Source organism: Gelidimonas diazotrophica, from assembly GCF_055694025.1.
Genome location: NZ_CM146349.1, coordinates 1178396 through 1201738 on the forward strand (window position 1 = coordinate 1178396; position 23343 = coordinate 1201738).

At 54.3% G+C, this 23343-nt stretch carries 22 protein-coding genes; 16 read left to right on the forward strand and 6 right to left on the reverse strand.

Features of this window, described 5'->3' with window-relative positions:
* The first annotated feature begins 5 nt into the window (after positions 1-5).
* Positions 6-851 carry a class I SAM-dependent methyltransferase gene (locus KGFNPO_RS05470; RefSeq protein ID WP_472633475.1) on the forward strand — a complete coding sequence of 282 codons (846 nt, stop codon included), beginning with the start codon at positions 6-8 and terminating at the stop codon, positions 849-851.
* Positions 852-936: 85 nt separating this feature from the next.
* On the opposite strand, the gene KGFNPO_RS05475 is transcribed toward KGFNPO_RS05470, so the two are convergent.
* Entirely contained in the window at positions 937-2127 is a 1191-nt protein-coding gene (locus KGFNPO_RS05475; RefSeq protein WP_472633476.1) for an acetyl-CoA C-acyltransferase family protein, read from the reverse strand.
* A gap of 309 nt (positions 2128-2436) precedes the next feature.
* Here KGFNPO_RS05475 and ltaE point away from each other — a divergent pair, with 309 nt between their 5' ends.
* Together ltaE and phaP are read left to right on the forward strand one after the other, a co-directional pair.
* Entirely contained in the window at positions 2437-3456 is a 1020-nt protein-coding gene (ltaE, locus tag KGFNPO_RS05480; protein ID WP_472633477.1) for a low-specificity L-threonine aldolase, read from the forward strand.
* A 185-nt stretch (positions 3457-3641) separates the two neighbouring features.
* Complete coding sequence (phaP, locus tag KGFNPO_RS05485; RefSeq protein WP_472633478.1) at positions 3642-4208, forward strand: TIGR01841 family phasin; 567 nt, start codon at positions 3642-3644, stop codon at positions 4206-4208.
* Between the two features lie 251 nt (positions 4209-4459).
* Here the strand turns inward: phaP and KGFNPO_RS05490 are convergent, their stop codons facing one another.
* The 3 genes from KGFNPO_RS05490 to prfB all read right to left on the reverse strand — a co-directional run bounded on the left by KGFNPO_RS05490 (position 4460) and on the right by prfB (position 8047).
* Positions 4460-5161, reverse strand: coding sequence for an outer membrane lipoprotein (locus KGFNPO_RS05490; protein ID WP_472633479.1), 702 nt, complete (start codon positions 5159-5161; stop codon positions 4460-4462).
* A 180-nt stretch (positions 5162-5341) separates the two neighbouring features.
* Positions 5342-6871 carry a lysine--tRNA ligase gene (lysS, locus tag KGFNPO_RS05495; RefSeq protein WP_472633480.1) on the reverse strand — a complete coding sequence of 510 codons (1530 nt, stop codon included), beginning with the start codon at positions 6869-6871 and terminating at the stop codon, positions 5342-5344.
* A gap of 71 nt (positions 6872-6942) precedes the next feature.
* Positions 6943-8047, reverse strand: a protein-coding gene (gene prfB / locus KGFNPO_RS05500) for a peptide chain release factor 2 (RefSeq protein ID WP_472615177.1) whose coding sequence is annotated in 2 segments (ribosomal slippage) — positions 6943-7965 and positions 7967-8047 — 1104 coding nt in all. Because the reading frame shifts where the segments join, the coding sequence is not laid out codon by codon here.
* 510 nt (positions 8048-8557) lie between these two features.
* Here prfB and KGFNPO_RS05505 point away from each other — a divergent pair.
* The 13 genes from KGFNPO_RS05505 (at position 8558) to KGFNPO_RS05565 (ending at position 20635) form a co-directional block, all read left to right on the forward strand.
* Positions 8558-9766, forward strand: a complete 1209-nt coding sequence (locus KGFNPO_RS05505; protein ID WP_472633481.1) for a cation:proton antiporter — start codon at positions 8558-8560, stop codon at positions 9764-9766.
* Positions 9767-9783: 17 nt separating this feature from the next.
* Entirely contained in the window at positions 9784-10899 is a 1116-nt protein-coding gene (locus tag KGFNPO_RS05510; RefSeq protein ID WP_472633482.1) for a YbdK family carboxylate-amine ligase, read from the forward strand.
* Between the two features lie 291 nt (positions 10900-11190).
* A complete protein-coding gene (locus KGFNPO_RS05515; RefSeq protein ID WP_472633483.1) occupies positions 11191-11442 on the forward strand; it encodes a heavy metal translocating P-type ATPase metal-binding domain-containing protein in 252 nt (83 codons plus the stop codon).
* Positions 11435-13747: a heavy metal translocating P-type ATPase gene (locus KGFNPO_RS05520; RefSeq protein ID WP_472633484.1), complete on the forward strand. Its 2313-nt coding sequence runs from the start codon at positions 11435-11437 to the stop codon at positions 13745-13747. The genes KGFNPO_RS05515 and KGFNPO_RS05520 overlap by 8 nt, the downstream gene beginning before the upstream one ends.
* Positions 13748-13827: 80 nt before the next feature.
* Positions 13828-13968, forward strand: a complete 141-nt coding sequence (gene ccoS / locus KGFNPO_RS05525) for a cbb3-type cytochrome oxidase assembly protein CcoS (RefSeq protein ID WP_472615183.1) — start codon at positions 13828-13830, stop codon at positions 13966-13968.
* A gap of 258 nt (positions 13969-14226) precedes the next feature.
* Positions 14227-15678, forward strand: coding sequence for a cytochrome-c oxidase, cbb3-type subunit I (ccoN, locus tag KGFNPO_RS05530; protein WP_472633485.1), 1452 nt, complete (start codon positions 14227-14229; stop codon positions 15676-15678).
* A 27-nt stretch (positions 15679-15705) separates the two neighbouring features.
* A complete protein-coding gene (gene ccoO, locus KGFNPO_RS05535) occupies positions 15706-16323 on the forward strand; it encodes a cytochrome-c oxidase, cbb3-type subunit II (protein ID WP_472633486.1) in 618 nt (205 codons plus the stop codon).
* A 51-nt stretch (positions 16324-16374) separates the two neighbouring features.
* A complete protein-coding gene (locus KGFNPO_RS05540; protein WP_472615186.1) occupies positions 16375-16530 on the forward strand; it encodes a cbb3-type cytochrome oxidase subunit 3 in 156 nt (51 codons plus the stop codon).
* A gap of 2 nt (positions 16531-16532) precedes the next feature.
* Positions 16533-17516: a cytochrome-c oxidase, cbb3-type subunit III gene (gene ccoP, locus KGFNPO_RS05545; RefSeq protein ID WP_472633487.1), complete on the forward strand. Its 984-nt coding sequence runs from the start codon at positions 16533-16535 to the stop codon at positions 17514-17516.
* 38 nt (positions 17517-17554) lie between these two features.
* Positions 17555-18967 carry a cytochrome c oxidase accessory protein CcoG gene (gene ccoG, locus KGFNPO_RS05550; protein WP_472633488.1) on the forward strand — a complete coding sequence of 471 codons (1413 nt, stop codon included), beginning with the start codon at positions 17555-17557 and terminating at the stop codon, positions 18965-18967.
* A gap of 9 nt (positions 18968-18976) precedes the next feature.
* Positions 18977-19531: a FixH family protein gene (locus KGFNPO_RS05555; RefSeq protein ID WP_472633489.1), complete on the forward strand. Its 555-nt coding sequence runs from the start codon at positions 18977-18979 to the stop codon at positions 19529-19531.
* A gap of 25 nt (positions 19532-19556) precedes the next feature.
* Positions 19557-19814 carry a hypothetical protein gene (locus tag KGFNPO_RS05560; RefSeq protein ID WP_472633490.1) on the forward strand — a complete coding sequence of 86 codons (258 nt, stop codon included), beginning with the start codon at positions 19557-19559 and terminating at the stop codon, positions 19812-19814.
* Between the two features lie 62 nt (positions 19815-19876).
* Positions 19877-20635, forward strand: a complete 759-nt coding sequence (locus tag KGFNPO_RS05565; RefSeq protein ID WP_472633491.1) for a sulfite exporter TauE/SafE family protein — start codon at positions 19877-19879, stop codon at positions 20633-20635.
* Positions 20636-20835: 200 nt separating this feature from the next.
* Here the strand turns inward: KGFNPO_RS05565 and KGFNPO_RS05570 are convergent, their stop codons facing one another.
* Both KGFNPO_RS05570 and KGFNPO_RS05575 read right to left on the reverse strand, forming a co-directional pair.
* Positions 20836-22974: a 3'-5' exonuclease gene (locus KGFNPO_RS05570; protein ID WP_472633492.1), complete on the reverse strand. Its 2139-nt coding sequence runs from the start codon at positions 22972-22974 to the stop codon at positions 20836-20838.
* Positions 22971-23342, reverse strand: coding sequence for a response regulator transcription factor (locus KGFNPO_RS05575; protein WP_472633493.1), 372 nt, complete (start codon positions 23340-23342; stop codon positions 22971-22973). The genes KGFNPO_RS05570 and KGFNPO_RS05575 overlap by 4 nt, the downstream gene beginning before the upstream one ends.
* Position 23343: the final 1 nt, after the last annotated feature.

Genomic DNA, 23343 nt, shown 5'->3' on the forward strand with positions numbered 1-23343 from the left:
GTGCAATGACAGATGTAAAACCCGCAGGCCAGATGCATGAGATCCGGCCCGGCCAGTCGATTGAACTGCTCAAGGAATTGCATATCTTGACGCGTGACGGCAAGATGAATCAGGATAGCCGCCGCAAGCTCAAGCAGGTGTATCACCTGTATCAGTTCATCGAACCATTGATGCAGCAAGTGTTGCAGGAGCGCAGCGAAATCCGTTTGGTCGATCACGGGGCCGGGAAGTCGTACCTGGGCTTCATTCTGTACGATCTGTTTTTCAAGTCGCTGGCCGGCTCTTCGCGTATTTATGGTATCGAAACCCGGGATGAACTGGTCAGGAAGTCCGAAGAATTGGCAGCACGGCTGGATTTTCCCGGCATGTCTTTTCTTAATCTGTCGGTAGCCGAGTCTACATTGTCCGACTTGTTGCCAGCCGAGGTCGATATCGTCACCGCCCTGCATGCCTGCAACACGGCTACCGACGACGCGATTCATTTCGGCTTGAAAAAGAAGGCCCGTTTCATGGTGCTGGTACCCTGCTGTCAGGCTGAAGTCGCTTCGGTGCTGAAAAGGAACAAGGGCAAAACGTTGGCAAAAAGCGCGTTGACCGAAATCTGGCGTCATCCGCTGCATACGCGCGAATTTGGTAGTCAGGTCACCAATGTGTTGCGTTGCCTGCAACTCGAAGCGCATGGTTATCAGGTCAACGTGACCGAACTGGTCGGCTGGGAACATTCTATGAAGAATGAATTGATCATCGCCACTTACCAGGATTTGCCGCGCAAGCGTCCGTCTGAACGACTGGAGGAAGTCTTGGCAACGCTGGGGCTGGAAGAAATGACAGAGCGATTTTTTACCACATAGCGCTAATGCTCTGTAAACGTTAAAAACCCGCGCATCGTCTCCGATGCGCGGGTTTTTTTACTGACTAAGCTTTGGTAGTAACGACTCAGAGGCGTTCGATGACCGCTGCAATGCCTTGGCCGCCGCCAATGCACATGGTGACTAGGCCGTAGCGCTTGTTGGTGCGAATCAGTTCATATACGCACTTCACGGTCAGGATCGCACCGCTTGCGCCCAGTGGATGGCCCAGCGCAATTGCGCCGCCGTTCGGGTTTGTCCGTGCTGGATCGAGTTCCAGGCCGCGGCAAACACCCAACGACTGCACTGCGAAAGCCTCGTTCGATTCGATTACATCCAAGTCGTCCAGTGTCAGACCGGCGCGTTTGAGCGCAAGTTGCACAGCAGGAATCGGGCCGGTACCCATGATCGCGTTATTGACGCCACAAACCGCATACGAAACTATACGTGCCAGTGGTGTAAGGCCAGCGCGTTCCGCTGCAGATGCTTCCATTAATACGCAAGCAGCAGCGGCGTCATTCAGGCCGGAAGCGTTACCGGCAGTCACGGTACCGCCTTCTTTCTTGAATGCCGGCTTGAGCTTCGCCAGGCTTTCCAATGTCGTATCCGCTTTTGGATGCTCGTCGGTATCGAAAACGACTACGCCTTTGCGCGTTTTGATTTCGATTGGCACGATTTGCGATTTGAAGTGGCCGGCAGCGATCGCGGCAACCGCTTTCTTTTGGCTATTCACGGCAAAGGCGTCCTGCTCTTCGCGCGAGATGCTGTATTTGTCTGCCATGTTTTCAGCCGTGATGCCCATGTGGCCCACGCCAAACGGGTCGGACACAGCGCCAACCAGCATGTCGATCATCTTGGTATCGCCCAGGCGGGCGCCCCAACGGGCCGACGGAACGGCAAACGCGGCACGGCTCATGGTTTCAACGCCGGCGCCGACGGCAATGTCGGTGTCGCCCAACTGAATCGCATTGCTTGCGGTAATGATGGCTTGCAGGCCGGAGCCGCACAGGCGGTTCAGGGTCAGTGCCGCCGATTCCAGCGCCATGCCGGAATTGATGCCGACCACGCGCGAAACGTACATGTCGCGTGCTTCGGTGTGGATCACGTTGCCGCACACGATCTGACCGGCGCTCGCAGGATCTACCTTGGCGCGGGAAAAGGCTTCCTTGACTGCATACGCGCCAAGGTCGCAGGCTGCTATGTCTTTCAGGGTTCCGCCATAAGTGCCAATTGCAGTACGTGCTGCGCCGACGATCACTACTTGTCTTACGTTTGCCATGTCATTTCCTTGTGATTAAATTATCTGTAGTTAATTATCTGTAGTTAACGAATGATACGAAATATGCAGCGATGCCAAGCGCGCAAACTTGCATCCAAGTTAATTATAGCGCGCAACAACACATAAATTTCTTGCTATAAAGCGGAAACAAGCATGCTTGACAAGGGTAATATCGGGGGTGCTTAATTCGCTACGGTAGCACAGGTTGGGTGGCTACCATCTGCTTCAGAGAGATAGTATGCGCTGCATCAATTCATTGCTATTATTGCATCTATTAAATCGGTATGCGCCAAAAAAAGGAAAATAAAGATGACACGACCAACAATCGACCTGCGTAGCGATACGGTCACCCAACCTTGCGCCGCCATGCGCGCCGCAATGGCGCAGGCACCGGTGGGCGACGACGTTTATGGCGATGACCCCAGCGTCAATCGTTTGCAGGCACTGGCGGCAGAGCTTTTCGGTTTTGAAGCGGCGCTATTTGCGCCTTCCGGCACCCAGACTAATCTGATTGCCCTGCTAACGCACTGCGGACGCGGCGATGAATACATCGTAGGCCAGCAGGCGCACACCTATAAATATGAAGGCGGTGGCGCCGCCGTTCTTGGCAGCATCCAGCCGCAGCCGCTGGCGCATCAGGCCGATGGCAGCCTGGCGCTGGAAGATATTGCCGCTGCCATCAAACCGGACGACTTCCATTTCGCCCGCAGTCGTTTGCTGGCGCTGGAAAATACCATTGGCGGGCGTGTGCTAGGCGCCGATTATCTGCGGGCTGCTACCGATCTGGCCCATCAGCGCGGTTTGGCTACCCACCTCGACGGCGCACGGATCTGCAACGCGGCGGTGCAGCAGGGCATCAGCCTGAAAGACGCCGTCCAGGGTTTTGACAGCGTTTCGGTTTGCCTGTCGAAGGGGCTCGGCGCACCGGTCGGTTCGATACTGTGCGGTAGTCTCAGCTTTATCGGTCATGCCTTGCGCTGGCGCAAGATGCTGGGTGGCGGCATGCGTCAGGCTGGCATCCTGGCCGCTGCCGGCATCTATGCGCTGGAGCATAACGTTGTGCGCCTGGCCGAGGATCACGCCAATGCACTGTATCTGGCGCAAGGGTTGGCAGAGATAACTGGCTTGGCGGTGCAGGTGCCGCAAACCAATATCGTGTATGTGGATTTGCCGCCACAGTGCTTGCCGGATCTTGCGGCTGCGCTGCATGAAAGCGGCATCAACGTCAGCGTGAGTGCCCATATGCGGCTAGTGACACATAAGGATGTGTCGCGTCAGGACATGGCGTATGTAATTGAGGTATGTGCGCGCTGTATTGGGGCGAACTGACCTGCTCGCGGTTCAATCGATGTACCAATAGTGCCGTGTGAGACAGCAGTGCTGTTTGTTTTTGTTCTTTTATGCTGCGCTGCACAAATAATTCTGGACAATTTTTTTCTGCATGTGTAAAGTGTATTTGTGCAGTGCAGCATTACTTGGTTTAATCATCCATCTTTATCAGCAAGGAGAATGTTATGTCTACAATTCAAGAACAGTTTCTGGAAGCCAGCAAGTCGCATTTTGAAGCACAATTGGCAATGATCAATTCATTGACTGCCAAGGTGTTTGGCGAAGCTGAAAAAATCATCACACTGAACGTCAATGCCGCCAAAGCTACATTCGAAGATTCTGCAGCCGCAGGCCAAGAGTTGCTGGCTGCAAAAGACGCGCAAGATTTTATGAAGATTTCCGCTGCCCAGACACAGCCGAGCGCGGAAAAAGCAATGGCGTACAGCCGTGAACTGGCCAGCATTACTGCCGCCAGCCAAAAGGAACTGACCAAGGCTGCAGAGGCGCAGATCGCAGAAACTAGCGAAAAACTCACGAAGATGATCGCCGAACTGACCAAGAATGCTCCGGCCGGTTCCGAAAGCATGGTTGAGATGCTCAAGTCGGTGGTTGCCAATACCAATGCTGGCTACGATCAGATGCTGCAAACTACCAAAAAGGCAGCAGAAACATTGGAAGAAAATGTTGCCAAGGCATCTAAAAGCTTTTCCGAAGCAGCACAGAAGTCGACTGCCAAAACTGGTAAGAAGTAATTTGGTGACGACAATCTAAAAAAGGGTCGCAATGCGGCCCTTTTTTGCGTTTACCGGTTGCTGCCGATTATTTTATTGCGAGATGAAACTGCCCAAATGTTTTGATGGGATTAATAAAAAATATTGGAGTATGCTAATTAATACATGCTTTTCCGCATAATATGAATGGGCTTATTTAAAATACACAAGCATGTATAACTCAGGTGACGATTTTCTCGCGGACTGGAACGACAGACAACCTCACAGATTGTTTATCCTTGCGAAGTCAAGCTGCCGTTGACCACTTTGATCCGGTCACCGCTGCGCCATCCAGATTGCCCGGAATCAGCAAAACTGCGCATGCTGCCGTCTTCCATGCGGACCCGGATTTCATAATTGGTGGTGGTGCGGGTGCGTCTTTCAACTTCATTGCCGGCAAATCCACCGCCGACAGCACCGGCTACGGTTGCCAGTTTTCTACCGTTGCCGCCGCCGACCTGATTGCCCAATATGCCGCCGAGAACGGCACCGGCGACAGCGCCGATACCGTTCGGTTGCGCCGCTTGCTGGATCGCATTCACTGATTCAATCGTGCCGCAATTGCCACAGATTGCGGCCTGCACCGGTGGCACATAAGCGTTTTCACTATAGCTCGGAGCCTGTTTATAGACTGGCTTATGCACCGGCTTAAACACTTGTTTGTGCGTGGGTTGGCTTTGTACGTCCGAAGCGGAACTGGCATCTTTCGTGGCTGCGAACTGTTTTACTTCCGTGGTCGGCACCAGCGGCGCTACTTTATCGGCGGCGGGCATTGGCGCCGATGATGCAAGTACGGCTACCGGTGTCGTGCTGCTGTTTGAATTTGGTAGCAAGCCGGTCATGGCGGCCACGCCGACCAGACTGAGCAACATGACCGAGACAGCGGCACCTGCAACCAGCGGGTGGATTTTGCTTGATGGTTTTTGATTTTCCATTATCAGTCCCTAATGCCATTGATTATTTTGATGACGTGATTATCAATGCTAAAACGCAATGCAAAAAGCCGGATTGTGTGTCAGTTGTAAGGCTATGTAAGCGGAATATTCCTGGCTTCCTGGTGCAAATGCGATGGGGCCGCATTGCGCGGCCCATGAAACTACCTACTTACAGAAAAATCAGTCTTCGCGGCGCAAATGCGGAAACAGGATGACGTCGCGGATATTCGGCGAATCGGTGATCAGCATGATCAAACGGTCGATACCGATACCGCAGCCGCCGGTCGGAGGCAGACCGTATTCGAGCGCGCGGATGAAGTCGGCGTCGTAAAACATCGCTTCCTCGTCGCCGGCATCCTTGGCCGCGACTTGGGCCTGAAAGCGCGCAGCCTGGTCTTCCGCATCATTCAACTCGGAAAAGCCGTTGGCGATTTCGCGCCCGACGATGAACAGTTCGAAGCGCTCGGTGATGCCGGGCTGGGTATCGGAAGCGCGCGCCAGCGGCGATACTTCGACTGGGTAATCGATAATATAGGTTGGCTCCCATAGCTGCGCTTCGGCGGTTTCCTCGAACAAGGCCAGTTGCAGCGCACCCAGGCCGGCGCTGGCGAACGGCTGGACGCCGAATTTTTTCAGTTCGGCTTTGATGAATTCGGCATCGTGCAGTTGTTCGTTGGTGTAATGCGGCGCGTACTTGTTGATGGCGCCGACGATGGTCAGGCGATGGAACGGCTTGGTCAGATCCAGTTCATGGCCCTGGTACGTTAGCAGGGCAGTGCCGTGCGCATCGATGGCGGCCTGGCGGATCACCGCTTCGGTGAAATCCATCAGCCACAGGTAATCGACATACGCGGCATAAAATTCCATCATCGTGAATTCCGGATTGTGGCGCGGCGATACGCCTTCATTGCGGAAGTTGCGATTGACTTCGAATACGCGGTCGAAGCCGCCGACTACCAGGCGCTTCAGATACAGCTCGGGCGCGATGCGCAGGAACATTTGCATGTCCAGCGCGTTGTGATGGGTAATGAAAGGCTTGGCTGTCGCACCGCCGGGAATGGTGTGCAGCATCGGTGTTTCGACTTCCATGAAGTCGTTTTTTTCCATGAAACGGCGAATCGACGAGATTGCAGCGGTACGCGCCTTGAAAGTGCGGCGCGTTTCTTCGCTCATGATCAGGTCGACGTAACGCTGCCGGTATTTGGTTTCCTGGTCGGAAAGGCCGTGGAACTTGTCGGGCAGCGGACGCAGCGATTTGGTCAGCAGACGCAGCTTGGTGACCTTGATCGACAATTCGCCGGTCTTGGTCTCGAACAGCGTGCCTTCAGCGCCGAGGATATCGCCCAGGTCGTAGTGCTTGAACGCTGCATGTTCCGCTTCGCCGGTCACGTCGTTGGTGATGTAAAGCTGGATGCGGCCGTCGGCTTTGGGCCCGGAAGCGTCCTGGATGGTGGCGAAGGAAGCTTTGCCCATGACGCGCTTGAGCATCATGCGCCCGGCAACCACCACCGTCACCGGTTCGGTCAGGAGCGTTTCACGCGCGGTTGTGCCTTCGTATTGCGCCTGTAGTGCGGCGGCCTTGTGCTGTGGCCGAAAATCGTTCGGGAAGGCAATTCCCTGGGTGCGAAGTGCAGCAAGTTTGCTGCGCCGTTCGGCGATGATCGAATTTTCGTCTAGCGGCGTGGCCGCTGGTTCATTGTGCTTGGTCATATTATTTTAGGCAATGTGTGCAAAATGGCGAGATGGCGCGTGGGCGTATCGGGCCGGAGTGCGAAGTGAGTTTAGACGCCCTGTTTCAGCGAGGCAGCGATGAATTCATCCAGATCGCCGTCCAGTACCGCTTTGGTGTTGCCGGTCTCGAAACCGGTGCGCAAGTCCTTGATGCGCGACTGATCCAGCACGTAAGAGCGGATCTGGTGGCCCCAGCCGACATCGGTCTTGGAGTCTTCCAGCTTTTGCTGTTCGCTCATGCGGTTACGCATTTCCAATTCAAACAGTTTGGCTTTGAGCATGTCCCACGCTTCGGCGCGGTTGCGATGCTGGCTGCGGTCGTTCTGGCATTGCACCACGATACCTGTTGGTCCATGCGTCAGGCGCACTGCGGAATCGGTCTTGTTGATGTGCTGGCCACCGGCGCCGGAGGCGCGATAGGTATCGATTCGCACGTCGGCCGGATTGATGTCGATATCGATCGAATCATCGACTTCCGGGTATACGAACAGGCTGCAAAATGAGGTGTGGCGACCGTTGGCGGAGTCGAACGGCGATTTGCGCACCAGTCGATGCACGCCGGTTTCGGTGCGCAGGAAGCCGTAGGCATAATCGCCTTCGACTTTCAGGGTCGCGGTCTTGATGCCGGCCACTTCACCGTCGGACTGCTCCAAGATTTCGACCTTGAAATCCTTGCGTTCGCAATAGCGCAAGTATTGGCGCAAGATCATCGAGGCCCAGTCTTGCGCTTCGGTGCCGCCGGCACCGGACTGTATGTCGATGAAGCAGTTGTTTGGGTCCATCGGATTGCTGAACATGCGCCGGAATTCCATCGCGGCAACACGGGTTTCGATATCTTTGGTGTCGGCTTCTACCGCTTCAAGCGTGTCTTCATCCTGCTCTTCGCGCGCCATCTCGAACAGGTCGCGGGTATCGCGCAGATCAGCTTCGATCTTGATCAGGGAGTAGACGATGTTTTCCAGCGACTTTTTTTCCTTGCCCAAGTCCTGCGCCCGTTTCGGGTCATTCCAGACAGTGGGGTCTTCCAGTTCCGCGTTGACGGATTCGAGTTTCTCGGACTTCAGATCGAAGTCAAAGATACCCCCGAAGTTCGGTTTCACGGCTAGCCAGGTCGGCGAGCAAGGCGGAGAGGGCGTTTAAGCGTTCAGCTTCCATGATGTAATTATCTGCAATCAAACCGCAAATTATACCCGAGCAAGTAGCAAGAATTGTTATGCGCGTTCATTCCTGCATTGCCTAAAATGCACGCTATTGACGCCGCATTGCTTATCGATCCATGGCTATAGCGTTGCGCAGCACGCATCAGCAGCCGAAATTTCTTCAAAATGCCCAGATGGATATTGAAACAGCAGCGCTTCTTCAAAGCAATTTTTGCCATTATTTTTCATTTTGGTAATATCTGTACTTCTTTTGCGAGGCAAAAATTTTTTTCACAAATGCGTTATTCGTTAGAATGTGTCTGCGCAGGTCTCCAATAATCATGTTGTCCGATTAATTTCTTTAGCGGTGTGGAACAAGAATAATCGTCGTCGGACAAGCACTTTTCAGGCAGTTGCCCGTATTTCTTCGTGGTTTTCAATAGGTTCAATAGCGGTTTTTTGCCTACGATAATTACAGGCATGCATTTTTATCCATGCGCTACCTTACCTGCCATAGGAAACCCATATGTCATCATTCAGTTTTTTTCCAGACCTGCCAGGCAGCCTTAATGTTTTGACCGCTTTGGGGTTGATACTGATTGCGGGGATTTTTGGCGCGCGGCTGGTTCAGCATATTGCTCCGGTGCCGGCGATTACCGGTTATGTGCTGACCGGGTTGTTGATCGGCCCCGTTGGACTGAACCTGATCAGCGCCACCGCGCTCAATGAGCTGGAGCTGATTGTCGAGTTGGCGCTGGGTTTATTCGTCTTTGAATTGGGGCGGCGTCTTGATTACCGCTGGCTGTTGAAAGAACGGTGGCTGCTGATCACCGGCGTAGCCATCAGCATCAGCGTGTTTGTAGCCTTGTTTGCATTGTTGCTCAGTCTCGGGCTCGACACCCTGAGTGCGGCGCTGGCTGCGGCCATCGGGATGGCGAGCTCGCCGGCGGTGACGCTCAACGTGGTGCAGGAAGTCAGGGCCGAAGGTCAGGTCAGCGCCCGCATGCTCAATATCGTTGCCATCAACAATTCGCTGGCTTTTCTGTTGTTTATCCTGTGTCTGTCGGTGTTGCATTGGCAGTACGGCGCCAGCTGGAGCGTCGCCCTGCTGCATCCGTTGTATCTGATTTTCGGCTCCATCGTGTTCGGCTTACTGGCCGGCAGATTGCTGGTTTTTGCCAGCCGCCACCTGGGGCCGGAAAGTCACGCGCAGCGGATCGTGGTGTTTGCGCTGGTTGCAGCCACTATCGGAATTGCCGACATGTTCAAATTCCCGGCGCTGGTGTCGTTGCTGGTATTTGCCGTCAGCAGCCGCTATCGCGACCGTCAGCAAGTGGTGGTCGAATCCGAATTCAGCCAGATCAACAGTCTGCTGTGCGTCATCTTGTTCGTGTTTGCCGGCGCTCGTCTGGAACTGGCGCATCTGGGACAATTCTGGCTGATTGGCCTGGCGTACATTGCAGTGCGGTTGACCGTCATGACTGGGCTGGGCGCGGTGCTGGCGTCCAGGAACGGCTTGCATGCGCGCCAGGGGGCGCTGCTCGGCTTGGGTTTGTTGCCGATGTCCGGGGTTGCGATCCTGACCGCACAATATGTTTCCAGTATTCATCCCGAGTTCGGCGCGCAACTCTCGGCGCTGGTGCTATCGGTGGTGGTGGCGCTGGAAATCATCGGCCCGATTTCGACCCATTACGCACTGCTGGCGTCGGGCGAATCGAATATACCTAAACCCTGAGAGCTGAGGAGAAAATCATGCTGGAATTCACATCTTCCAAGCCGCTGACGATGGGTGTCGAGCTGGAGTTGCAAATTGTCAATCGGCGCGACTACAACCTGACCCGCGGCTGTCCTGATTTGCTGGCGCTACTGGACAAGACCGCGCACGGCTATGACATCAAGCCCGAAATTACCGAAAGCATGATCGAGATTGCCACTTCGGTGCACACCAATCATCGCGATATGCTCTCCGAGCTAACGGCGATGCGCACGCTGTTGGTTACTGCTGCAGACAAGGTCAATGTCGGCCTCGCAGGCGGTGGCGCGCATCCGTTTCAGCATTGGGACGAGCAACGCATTACGCCGGTTGCGCGCTACCATTTGGTGTCGGAACTGTATGGCTATCTTGCCAAACAATTCACCGTGTATGGCCAGCACATCCATATCGGCTGCGCCAATGGCGATGAGGCGGTGCGACTGGTGCATCTGCTGGCGCGCTACATTCCGCACTTCATCGCGCTGTCGGCTTCCTCGCCGTTTTATCAGGGCGTCGATACCGCATTCCAGTCTTCGCGCCTGACCAGCATCAACGCGTTTCCCTTGAGCGGCTGCATGCCGTTCGTGCTGGACTGGGCAGCGTTCGATGCGTATTACCAAAAAATGGCGAGTTTGAATATCGTTGCCAGCATGAAGGATTTTTATTGGGATATTCGGCCCAAACCGGAATACGGCACGGTGGAAATCCGGGTTTGCGATACTCCGCTCGGGATTGAAACGGCGGTGCAACTGGCTGCCTACGCGCAAACTCTGTGCAAATATTTCCTCGATCATCGTGCGCTGTGCCCGACCCAGGATACTTATCTGACGTATTCGTATAACCGTTTCCAGTCGTGCCGCTTCGGTCTGGCGGGCTTGGTGATCGACCCGGCCCAAAATACCCAGTTGCCGATCAAGGACGACATTCTGAACACGCTCGACATGCTAGGCGACACTGCGCGCGAACTCGGCACCACGGACGTGATCGCGGCAATCCGGGACAGCGCAAACAAGAGCAGTTCCGATTCGGACTGGTTGCGCGCCGCCTATGCCGAAACAGGTTCGTTGAACGAAGTGGTGCGGCGGCAAGCGGAAGTGTGGATGGGTAACGCTTGAAGCTTCTTCATTTATATTAATAGGGGAGTATGGCAAAAAACATGGCGTTTTCCGCATTATTTCATTGCGGATTATTAAAATACAATGGTATGTATTTTTGTATTGAAAAATCCTTGGAAAAACCGTATCGGCAATCCGCCCGTTTTGTGTTTGGTCGTGCGCACGCTTAAATCGGTGTCTGAATCAGGCACAATGGCAGCTGTGGCGACAACAAAGCAGAATCATGAGCATGTGCAATTCTTTCAATCCTTCGATTAAAAACGCCAGCGCGCAACGCTTGCTGCCCGGATAATGTTGCGCAAACTATTTTCCGCGCTGACCGCGATGCTCGCCAGATCGGCTGCCGCCAACCCGAAAATCGCATGCTTCCACTGCGGCGAACTGGTACGCCAGAAACGCGTGGTGCAAGTCGTGTTCGACGGTGTTGGCCGTGACGTCTGTTGCCACGGCTGCGCCGCCATCCTGTCCACGGTCGAACAACTGGGCCAGTCTGAACAATACCTGGCCCGCAAACAGCAATTAGAGATGGACGCCGATGCCTAATTCACACTCAGCCTCAACCTCCCCCGGCAGCCTTGCGCCGGCCACTGGCGACGACGCTACCCTGAAACACGAAAAATTGACGATTGGCGGCATCCGTTGCGCCGCCTGCGTGCAATTGATCGAGTTTCGCCTGCAACAACTGGCCGGCGTGACTGCCTTCAAGGTCAATAGCGCCAGCCATCGCGCCGAAATCACCTGGGATAATCGCAGCACATCGCTGCCGCGCATCGTGGCGGCTATTTCGGATTTGGGCTATAGCGCATTGCCGGCCGGTTCGCAAGGCTCGCTGGAAGAGCGCGAAAAGAAAATGGCTCTGTGGCGCTTGTTTGTGGCCGGGTTTGCGATGATGCAGGTGATGATGTATGCGTTTCCCGCATATCTGGTTCCAGTGGCTAGCGTGGGTGGCGATCTGACGCCCGATATCGACTTGCTGCTGAAACTGGCGAGTCTGGCGCTCACGGTGCCGGTGGTGGTGTTCTCCGCCTGGCCATTTTTCCGCGCCGCCTGGCGCGATCTGCGCAATCGGCATGTCGGCATGGATGTGCCGGTCTCGGTGGGCGTGCTGGTAACTTTTTTTGCCAGCATCTGGGCCACTTTTGCCGGCGGCCCGGTGTATTACGATTCGCTCATCATGTTCGTGTTTCTGCTGCTGGCGGCGCGCACCATCGAAGCCAAGGTGCACCGAAAAAGCACCTCGGCCTTGCGTGCGTTGATCCAACTGGTGCCGGCGCACGCTGAAAAACTGGCCGATTATCCGAACTCGCGCCAAGTCATTCAGGTTGCCGCAGAGTCGCTGCTAGCCGGCGACAACATCCTGGTGCCGGCCGGCGCACACATTCCGGTCGATGGCGTGGTTATCGAAGGCCAGAGCGAGTGCGACGAAGCCTTGATGACCGGCGAATCGCAGCCGGTGCTCAAATCCCCTGGCAGCAAGCTGATCGGTGGCGCACTCAACCTGATCGGACCGCTGGTAATGCAGGCCGAGCAGGTGGGCGACCAGACCCAGCTCTCGTCGCTGGTCAAGATGATGGAAGCCGCAGCCAATGAAAAACCGCCGCTGGTGGCGCTGGCCGACCGTCATGCCAGCCGCTTCCTGTTTTCGATCATGCTGTTGGCTATCGCGTCCGGCATCGTCTGGTGGCAAATCGATCCGGCCCGTGCGCTGTGGATTGCCGTGACTATCATCATAGTTACCTGCCCTTGCGCATTATCGCTGGCCACCCCGGGCGTGATGTCGGCGGCAGTCGGACGGCTGGCCAGGAATGGCGTGCTGATCGCGCGCGGCCGGGCGATTGAATCGCTGGCACGCACCACGCATGTGGTGTTCGACAAGACCGGCACGCTCACCCACGGCCAGCTACGCCTGCTCGATACGCTGTTGCTGCGACAGGATGCAATCTGGAACGGAGCTTCCGCGCAGGCGGCAGCGGCCAGCCTGGCCGCTGGCTCGCTGCACCCGGTGTCGCAGGCACTGGCAGCGTCACCAACTTCAGTAGTGGAGGACGAACGGCGCGCACAAGGTATTCCGGAGTTTGAACGCATCACGGAAATTGCCGGTCAGGGCTTGCAAGCCGGCGCTGGCAGCGGACAGACTTATCGTTTGGGAAGCGTGCATTTCGTCCAGCAACTGCACTCCCAGCCACTGGAAATTCCGCCGCAATATGCTGGCAAGACTCTGGCTGCATTCGGCGACGCAGACGGCTGGATTGCGCTGTTCGTGATGCAGGATGGCTTGCGTTACGACGCCAGGGATTTGATTGCTTTTCTGCTGCAGCAAGGTAAGAAAGTCATGCTGCTGTCAGGTGACAGAATGGATGTGGTGGCGCAAGTCGGGCAGGAACTCGGCATTGCAGAAGCGTTCGGGGAGTTGGGTCCGGCACAGAAATATGCGGCGATTAAAAAAATTCAACAACAAGGTGGGATGGTCGCCATGGTCGGCGACGGCATGAACGACGGGCCGGGGCTGTCGCTGGCTGATGTGTCGATCGCGATGGGGCAGGGCGCACCGATTTCACAGGCAAGAAGCGATGTGATTCTGATTTCAAACCATCTGGGCGACTTGCGGCACGCATTCCAGACCTCGGTCAAAGCCATGCTGCTGATCCGGCAGAACCTGGGCTGGGCCCTGCTGTATAACGCGATTGCCATTCCCGCTGCAATGTCGGGTGTGCTGGCGCCGTGGCATGCGGCAATCGGGATGTCCCTGAGTTCTCTGGTGGTGGTACTCAATTCGCTGCGCATATCATCTCAAAATACGCAATCGCAGCGCAATTTGAATGGCACAATAGCGGCTGTTGCGCAGTGAGCTTTGGCCTGCGTTTCGAATGTCGCGGGTGATTTTTGTCCGGACCAAGCATTTTTTGTCGATATGGGTAATTGCTTTCTATGGATATACTTTATTTACTGATTCCAATGAGCGTCGTGCTGGTATTTGCCATCGGCGCGGTTTTCTGGTGGGCAATAAATCATCGTCAGTTCGATGACCTCGATGAAGTATCCGAACGCATTCTGAATGATCCCGATTAATGTGTATGGTTCTCGGCGGAAACTGCGCCAGGAATGATAAAAAATATCGCAACAGAGACTGGCATATCCATTTTTTAGCCAGTCGCTTGCATATTTGTCGCTAACGCGAAAAACCAACTACAAGCCTTCCTATTTCACCGCAGCTGGTCGGCGTCTGCGGCGCCCTGCCGAATTTGATTTAGATCAACGTTTGATTTCCAGCCAGCACTTAAAGTGGCGTCAGAATTTAACAACCGAGCTTAATAACCGAGCTAAAACATGAGCCAATCAAAAGTAGATACCTACAATTATCGTGTGGTGCGCCAGTTTTCCATTATGGCGGTAGTCTGGGGCCTGGTAGGCATGACGGTGGGCGTGCTAATTGCCGCCCAACTGGCTTGGCCGGAGCTGAATTTGGGCATCCCCTGGCTGAGCTTTGGCCGATTGCGCCCATTGCATACCAACGCAGTGATTTTTGCGTTTGGGGGTTGCGGCCTGTTTGCCACCTCATACTATGTAGTGCAGCGCACCTCGAATGTGCGTTTGTTTTCCGATAAGCTGGCGGCATTCACTTTCTGGGGCTGGCAACTGGTGATTTTACTGGCGGCTATTTCGCTGCCTCTAGGCTATACCCAAGGCAAGGAATATGCCGAACTGGAATGGCCGATTGACATTCTGATTACCCTGGTCTGGGTAGCTTATGCAGTGGTGTTTTTCGGCACACTGGCTAAGCGTAAGGTTGCGCATATCTACGTGGCAAACTGGTTTTATGGCGCTTTCATTCTGGCTGTCGCCTTGTTGCATATCTTTAATTCTGCCGCCATCCCAGTATCTTTTACCAAATCGTATTCGGCCTATGCCGGCGTGCAAGATGCAATGGTGCAATGGTGGTATGGCCATAACGCGGTTGGTTTCTTCCTGACTGCAGGTTTCCTGGGAATGATGTATTACTTCATTCCTAAAGTCGTGGAACGTCCGATTTACTCGTACCGTCTCTCTATCGTCCACTTCTGGGCGCTGATTTTCACTTACATGTGGGCCGGTCCGCATCATTTGCATTACACAGCTTTGCCTGATTGGACACAATCGGTAGGCATGGTGTTTTCACTGATTTTATTGGCACCATCGTGGGGCGGCATGATTAACGGCGTAATGACATTGTCCGGCGCTTGGCACAAGTTGCGTAGTGACCCGATTCTGCGCTTTTTGATCGTGTCCCTGTCGTTTTACGGTATGTCCACCTTCGAAGGCCCGATGATGGCCATCAAGACAGTCAATGCGCTTTCGCACTACACCGACTGGACTATCGGTCACGTACATTCGGGTGCCTTGGGCTGGGTTGGGTTCGTTACCATCGGCAGTCTGTACTACATGATTCCGCGTCTGTTCGGGCGTACTTCGATGTACAGCAAATCGCTGATCGAGGTGCATTTCTGGGTGGCCACGATTGGCGTAGTGCTGTATATCGCATCGATGTGGATTGCCGGCGTGATGCAGGGCCTGATGTGGCGCGCTGTTAATGTCGACGGCACCCTGACCTACACTTTTGTTGAATCGGTCAAGGCTACCTATCCGTACTACATCATTCGATTGACCGGTGGAGTGCTCTATCTTGCCGGTATGTGCGTGATGGCTTACAACGTATTCAAAACCATTGCAGGAGTAGCGCCTTCGGAAGCGAAGATTCCGGTATTGGCACCAATGGCAGGTCATTCGACTGCCAAAGCCTGAATCAACAGACGCTATTAGGAGAGAATAATGCGTAAATTTACTCATGAAATGATTGAGAAGAATGTCGGCTTGTTACTGGTGCTGATTATTCTGGTGCTGAGTGTCGGCGGCCTGGTGGAAATTGTTCCATTGTTTTTTCAAAAATCCACCACGCAGCCGGTGGCTGGCTGGAAACCGTATTCGGCACTGCAATTGTCGGGCCGGGATATTTACTTGCGTGAGGGTTGCTATAACTGCCATTCACAGATGATTCGCCCGTTTCGGGCCGAGACCGAGCGTTACGGGCATTATTCGGTCGCAGGAGAATCTGTTTATGATCATCCATTTCAGTGGGGTAGTAAACGCACTGGACCGGACCTGGCCCGGGTCGGCGCGCGTTACAGTGATAACTGGCACCGCACTCACTTGAACAATCCACGCGATGTTGTGCCGGAATCGAACATGCCAGCTTATCCGTGGCTGTCTCAAAACACGCTCGATGCAAACGATGTCGCGCCCAAAATGCGTGCTTTGCGCAAGGTAGGCGTTCCATACACCGATGTCGAAATTACGCAAGCTGCAGCAGAAATTGACGGCAAAACAGAGCAGGATGCACTGATTGCCTATTTGCAGATACTCGGCACTGCAATCAAGAACAAGGATTAAGCGCTGGCCGGAGTGAATAATATCTAGGCAGGTCGAGATAGCGAGGGATGTATGAATTTCACATTGATAAGCAGCATTGTTACGGTACTGAGCTTTGTGGCTTTTGTCGGTATTTTATTTTGGGCTTACAGCCGAAATAATAAGGAGCACTTTGATGCGCTCGGCAAGTTACCTATTGATAACGATAATGAAACGACAGGAAACTGATCATGGCAGATTTTTTTAATCAGGGGTGGAGCATCGGGATCGCCATCGTGGTGGCGCTCAGTATCTTGGCGTGCGCATGGCTGTTATGGTCGCAATCAAAAGTACGGCTCAAGTTGGGTCAGGACGGCAAGCCTTTGCCAGCTGAAACCACCGGGCATGTCTGGGACGGTAATTTGTCTGAAAACAACAATCCATTGCCGCGCTGGTGGATGGGCCTGTTTTACATGACGATAGTATTCGGCGTTGTATACCTGGCGCTATATCCGGGCATGGGAAGCTGGCAGGGCGCATTCGGCTGGAGCCAGTTGAGTGAATACAAACAGGAAGTGGATGCAGGCGAGAAACAATACGGTCCATTATTCAACAAATTCCTTGCAATGGATATTCCGGCGGTAGCGAAAGATCCGCAAGCCAGAGAAATCGGCCAGCGACTCTTCCTCAATTCCTGTGCGCAGTGTCACGGATCTGACGCGCAGGGTACCAAGAGTTTTCCGAATCTGACTGATAAGGATTGGTTGTACGGTGGCGCACCGGAAACCATTAAAACCACTGTACTTGCGGGACGAAATGGTCAGATGCCGCCGATGGGTGCTGCCGTGGGAAATGAGGATGATGTACGCAATGTTGCCAACTACGTGCTGAGCTTGTCAAAATCAACGCACGATCCAATCAAGGCAGCACTGGGCAAACCCAAGTTTATGGTGTGTGCCGCTTGTCATGGAGCCGACGGCAAAGGCAACCAGGCGTTGGGAGCGCCCAATCTGACTGACAAGATATGGTTATACGGCGGCGACATTAATACCGTCATGGAAACCATTAATAAAGGACGCACTAACCTGATGCCCGCTCACAAGAGCATGTTGGGCGAAGCTAAAGTGCATCTGTTGGCAGCGTATGTATGGGGGCTTTCGAATAATCCATCTTCCGATGGGCAAATTTCTACCTCGGATGCCAAGACAGTCGGATTATTAGCAAATACCAAATAAAACAGGATATCTACCTTAGACAGGCAGTAACGATTTAAATGGAAATTAAGCCACTCAAGCAGTACAGCGCCAAGGAAGTTGACCAGTCGCTTTTCGAGACTGGCAAGAAGATTTATCCACGGGCGCTGACCGGCTGGTTCGCGACATGGCGCTGGACTATGGTTTGGTTCACCCAAATCATTTTTTACGGGACCACCTGGCTCACATGGAACGACCGCCAGGCGGTACTTTTTGATTTGGCTGCCCGTAAATTTTATATTTTCGGCATGGTTTTCTGGCCGCAGGATTTTATTTATCTGGCCGTCTTACTGGTCATTGCGGCTTTATCGCTATTCTTGTTTACGGCCGTGGCGGGCCGTGTTTTCTGCGGATACGCTTGCCCGCAAACCGTCTACACAGAAATTTTCATGTGGATCGAGAGCAAGATTGAGGGCGACCGCGCCAAGCGCATGCGCATGGATGATGCGCCGATGTCGCCACGCAAATTTATTCTTAAAACAGCCAAGCATGTCGCCTGGATCGCGGTTGCACTCTGGACCGGCTTTACGTTTGTCGGCTATTTCACGCCGATTCGCACCCTGGCCGCAGAAGTTGCCAGCTTTGATCTCGGCCCGTGGCAAATATTCTGGATACTGTTTTACGGTTTTGCCACCTACGGCAATGCCGGCTGGATGCGGGAGCAGGTTTGCAAGTACATGTGCCCTTATGCGCGTTTTCAAAGCGCGATGTTCGATAAAGACACCCTGACCGTGACTTACGATGGGCTGCGCGGCGAACCGCGCGGCTCACGCAGCAAGCAAGCCGACCTCTCGACACTCAATCTTGGCACCTGCATTAATTGCACTCTATGCGTGCAGGTATGTCCGACTGGCATTGACATTCGTAACGGCTTGCAATACGAGTGTATCGGTTGCGGCGCTTGTATTGACGTCTGCGATCAGGTCATGGACAAGATGCATTACCCACGAGGCTTGATTCGGTATACCACCGAGCATGCGCTAGCGGAAAATCTGAGCAAGCGCGGCATCTGGGGCCGCGTCCTGCGCCCGCGCACCTTGATTTATTCGGGGATTCTGGGCTTAATCATCTTGATTACCGCTCTATCACTGGCCACGCGCTTGCCACTGAAGGTGGATGTGATTCGGGACCGCGGCATGCCGCGCATCATGGAAGACGGATCGGTGCATAACGTGTATCGCCTGCAGGTAATGAATACCGAGGAAACTCCCCACCGATACACGATAGAAGTTGGCGGCATTCCGGGCGCGGAAATCATTTCCGATAACAACTTTGCCGTTCCGGCGGCGTCCACGACGGCAGTGCCGGTCAGGGTTCGGGTAGCATCGGGCCAGGCTGAGCCTGGCTCCAATAAAATCATCTTTACCGTGCAAGATCATGATGACAAGAGCGTGTCAGTGAGCGAAAAAGCGGTATTTCTGATCCCGCGTTAAGGAAACATTATGCAAGCAAATCTTCATCCCGAACTTCAGCCAGGCAAAGCTCAAGCTGTGCATTGGTACAAGGAACCTTGGGTCTGGTTAGTGATTGCAGGGCCGGCGATCGTTATGGTTGCTGGTTTTTATACCGCTTTTCTGGCTTTTAACGGTAGCGATAAAGTGGTTGCCGAGGATTATTACAAGCAGGGTTTGATGATCAATACGAATATCCAGCACGATGCCAATGCCCGTGCCCGCAACATGTCTGCGGATATGGATTTTGATCGGGTAACTGGCCGCATTGCAATCCATGTGAAAAGTGACGCCGCCCTCCCGGACTCCTTGCAGTTAAGCATTGCAGAATCCAGCCCGCGTTCTGCCGTCAATGAATTCATCCGTCGTGGCACTCTGAATCGGACCAGTCCGGGCACTTACCAGTTGATGTACTTGCCGCCATCTGCGCCTGCGCAGCAGGCTAACCTGCTTTGGCATGTCAAGATCGAAGCTCCCGATTGGCGGCTCACCGGCGACTGGTCCGATCCAATGCACGCCCAGTTACAACTCAAGGCAATCAATTGATTCATTACAGCAGAAGGGGTGGAATGTGAAGAGTACCGAAGCGGTGTACCCAGCGGTTGCCGTGCGCAGTATCCTGATGGTGATACTCTGGCCTTCATTCCTGACAGCATGTGTGGCAAGCGGACTGCTGTTCAGCCTGGTCGATCCGGAGCAGCTGATTCTTCTGGATAATAGAATTGAATTAAGCAATCTGGGTGTGTACACCATAGGTTTTTTTGTGTTCTGGTTATTGGGGACAATCTCCAGCGGCCTGACGGTTTTGTTGTCGACCGATTCCAAATAATCGGAAATAATCTGAAATTGCGCAGCGCGCTTTGCCCGCAGTCCTCGGGGATTTAATTCGACATGCTTTCCGTTCCATTAGTTATTGCAGCGCTATCCGCCGGCCTGCTTGGCGGTGCGCATTGTATTGGCATGTGCGGCGGTATTGCAAATCTACTCGGTTCTGCCGGATCTACAGGTTCTTCCGAGCGCAAAGTCATACCGATCAAACTGCAACAATCAGATGCGCCGGGTAGAGCATGGCGCATGCCAGCATTGCTGCATGCCGGCCGTATCTGTACCTATGGCGTGCTCGGCGGTATAGTCGGTGCGCTGGGTGCCGCCGGCTTGCTTTTCAAACCATATCTGCCGGTGCAGATGACCATGTTTATTGTCGGTAATTTGGCCTTGGTCTGGCTTGGGCTGCGTTTGGTCGGTTATGCGCCAGGATTGATGCTGCTCGATCGACTGGGGCAAAAAATCGCCTCTAGTGTAAAACTGCCGATCCGATTTTCATTGGCCGCACAGACGCGCCGCCATCCATTTCTGGTCGGTATGACCTGGGGTTGCATGCCCTGCGGTCTGGTTTATGCGGTCCTACCATTTTCACTGCTATCGGGCGGTGCTTTTTCCGGTGCGGTGCTGATGCTGATTTTTGGCCTGGGCGCCTTGCCATACCTGCTGTTCGCGCAGGGGATGGGCCAGTGGCTCAATCAGCGCGTTTTGCCTGTCATTTTGCGTGGCAGCGGTGCGGTAGTGTTGATCGGCATCGGCCTGTTCGGGTTGTGGCATTACGATATGACGGGCTTGCCGGCTATATTCTGCATCACGCCAATACATTAATCCTGGAGCCGAGGCCAAAGTTCAGAAACGCCTTATGCACTGTGCTGCAGAATCTACGGTTCAGGCACCGCTTAATCGGCTGAAATGGACGCCACAAATCCAATAAAAATGGTGGAGTATATGCATATTTATAGTGTCTCCCGCATGTATTAATTGCACATATAAATATACAGATATAGGTATATGTTTTCTTCCAAGTGCTAATAGTGGACCCGTGCGTAGGGCGTCAGTTGTGCGGCGTCGCGCGCTTGCTTGAGGGTGAAGATACCTTTTTCGGCCAGCAATGGAATCATCTTGAGCAGCACCTCAGCGGTGACAATGGCGTCCCCCAATGCGGTGTGGCGACCGACAATATCTACCCCCAGGCGAATTGCGATTGCTTCCAGCGAGTGCTGTTCCTGGTGCGGATGAATCACTTGTGACAGCAACAGGGTGTCGAGTACCGGTTGGCTGAAGTTGATACCGGTTCTTGCCTCCAGCATCTGTAAAAAACGCATGTCGAACGCTGCGTTGTGCGCCACCAGAATGGTGTCTTGGGCGAAGCGATGGAATTGCGGCAGCACTTTTTCTATCACCGGCTGACCGATCAGCATGGCGTCGCTGATGCCATGGATGGCGATCGATTCTGCGCTGAGCTTGCGGCCTGGTTGTATCAGTTGATCCAGGTTTTCATGTGACAGCAGGCGGCCATTGACGATATGCAGTGCGCCCAGCGAGATGATTTCATCGCCGGCCGCTGGTTCCAGCCCGGTGGTTTCGGTGTCGAATACGGTGTAGCTGAGTTGCGACAGCATTTGCTGATCGAGCGCTGCGGTCTGGCCCGATTGCTGGAACAGATTAAAGTCGTAAAATTCCGGCCGCGCGGATGTGCTGCGGCGGATATCGAGTGCTGCCCGCGCTGCCGCCAGCGGCAATAACAAGCGGTAGCACGAGGTCTGCCGCGCCAGGTCAAACCGGTAAACCGCTTCGCCGCCCTGACCGGCAATCACCGCGTTTAAGGTGAGTAATGGATTGGTAGCGCCCATCTGGAGCGGCGTGTTTTCCCATAATCGCAAGGTTTCTGCCGCCACCGGCGCACCGCGCCAAGTCAGATCCAGATGGGCCAGGCGTTCGGTACGCTGCAAATCTAAATGCAGCGTACTGACATTGCATTGGGTGGACAGGCGCTGCGCCAGATACGCCAGTGATTGTGTCAGTGCATAACTATCCACCTTCAGCCACAGCGCTGGATCGATGGTGTCGCTGCTGTTGATGCGCAGGCTTGGCGTAGCGATGCGCCGCTGCAACAGTGCAATCAGATCGACGCCACGCATCTGTTCAAGCTGCCAACCTTCGTTTTGACAATCAGCCTGGCCCTGTTCCACCTGGTTGATCTGGCGTGCCAGACGCTGCGATTCATCATCTATGACGGCGGTGAACTGGCTTCTTTTTTCGCTACTCATGTCGGGGAATTGCTGCATCGTTTCCAGCGCTGCGCGGATGTTGGCCAGCGCCGCGCGCGTGTCCTGGGTAAGCGACTGCAGCAATGTGTCGCGCTGGCTTTCTGCGGCAACGTTGCGGGTGATGTCTTCCAGCGTCAGCACAAAGCCGTCTAGCGCCTTGCTGCCGTCCAGCACCGCAGCCATGTGCGCGCGCACCAACTGGCCATTGGCCAGGGTGGCAACAAAGTCGGAGACTGCTCGCGCTGATGGTTCGGTCTCTTGTTGGCGCTGGTGCTGGATTTGTTCCAGTGCATGCACGATCAAGTCGCGCTCAATCACGCCAAAAATAGAGCGCCCCAGCCCAATCGTGGTGCCGGTCGCATCGTGCGCCTCCAGCAATTCGGTGGCGTGAGTGTTGTAGAGCAGGATGCGACCTTCGATATTGCAGACCAGCACACTTTGGGCCAATTCCGACATCAGCACTGCCAGCCGGTTTTTTTCTTCCGCCAGCGCGCGATTGGCCTGCGCAATTTTGGCTTGAACGTCAAGTTGCAGCGCCTGAAAAGTAGTTGCGAGAGTGTTGATTTTTCCTGCCAGCACGCGTACTTCTGCCGCCCCCTGCGGTGTTGCGCGATGTTCCGGGTTGGTGCTCAGCATTATTACCACATCTTCAGCCAGCAGCGCCAGCGGACGCACGTAGCGGTCCTGCAGCGCTGCAAGGCCGGTGCCCAATCCCAGCAGTAGCAGCAGCGCCAGTGGAATTAAAAGTGGCAGGCGCGAACCCAAGAGTTGGGCCAGCAACGCCTGTTCCCCAGCCTCCAGGCTCGATGACAAAATCAGAAACGGGAGGGCGAAAATCCCCAGCAGAACTGCATACAGCAGTGCCAACACCAGCCAAAAACGCATTTTCGCCATCATTCGTGCGCCAGCAGGCGCTGCACCTGTGCGATCAGATCCTTGGTGGAAAACGGTTTGGTGACATAAGCATCGGCTCCCAGCGCGATCCCTTTGCTCACTTCTATTTCGCGCCCCTTGGCCGAGAGCATGACGATCTTGATCCGGTTCCACTGGCTGTTTTCGCGCACCCTCTGGCAAACTTCGAAGCCATTGAGTTTTGGCAGCATGATGTCCAGCAGCACCAGGTCAGGCTGGAAAGAGGCAATTTTTTGCATCGCATCTTCACCGTCACGTGCGGTAGCGACTGCATAACCGCTTTGTTGCATCAGGAATTCAAGCGAGATGACTATGTTCGGTTCGTCATCGGCAATCAGGATTTTATGGGTCATG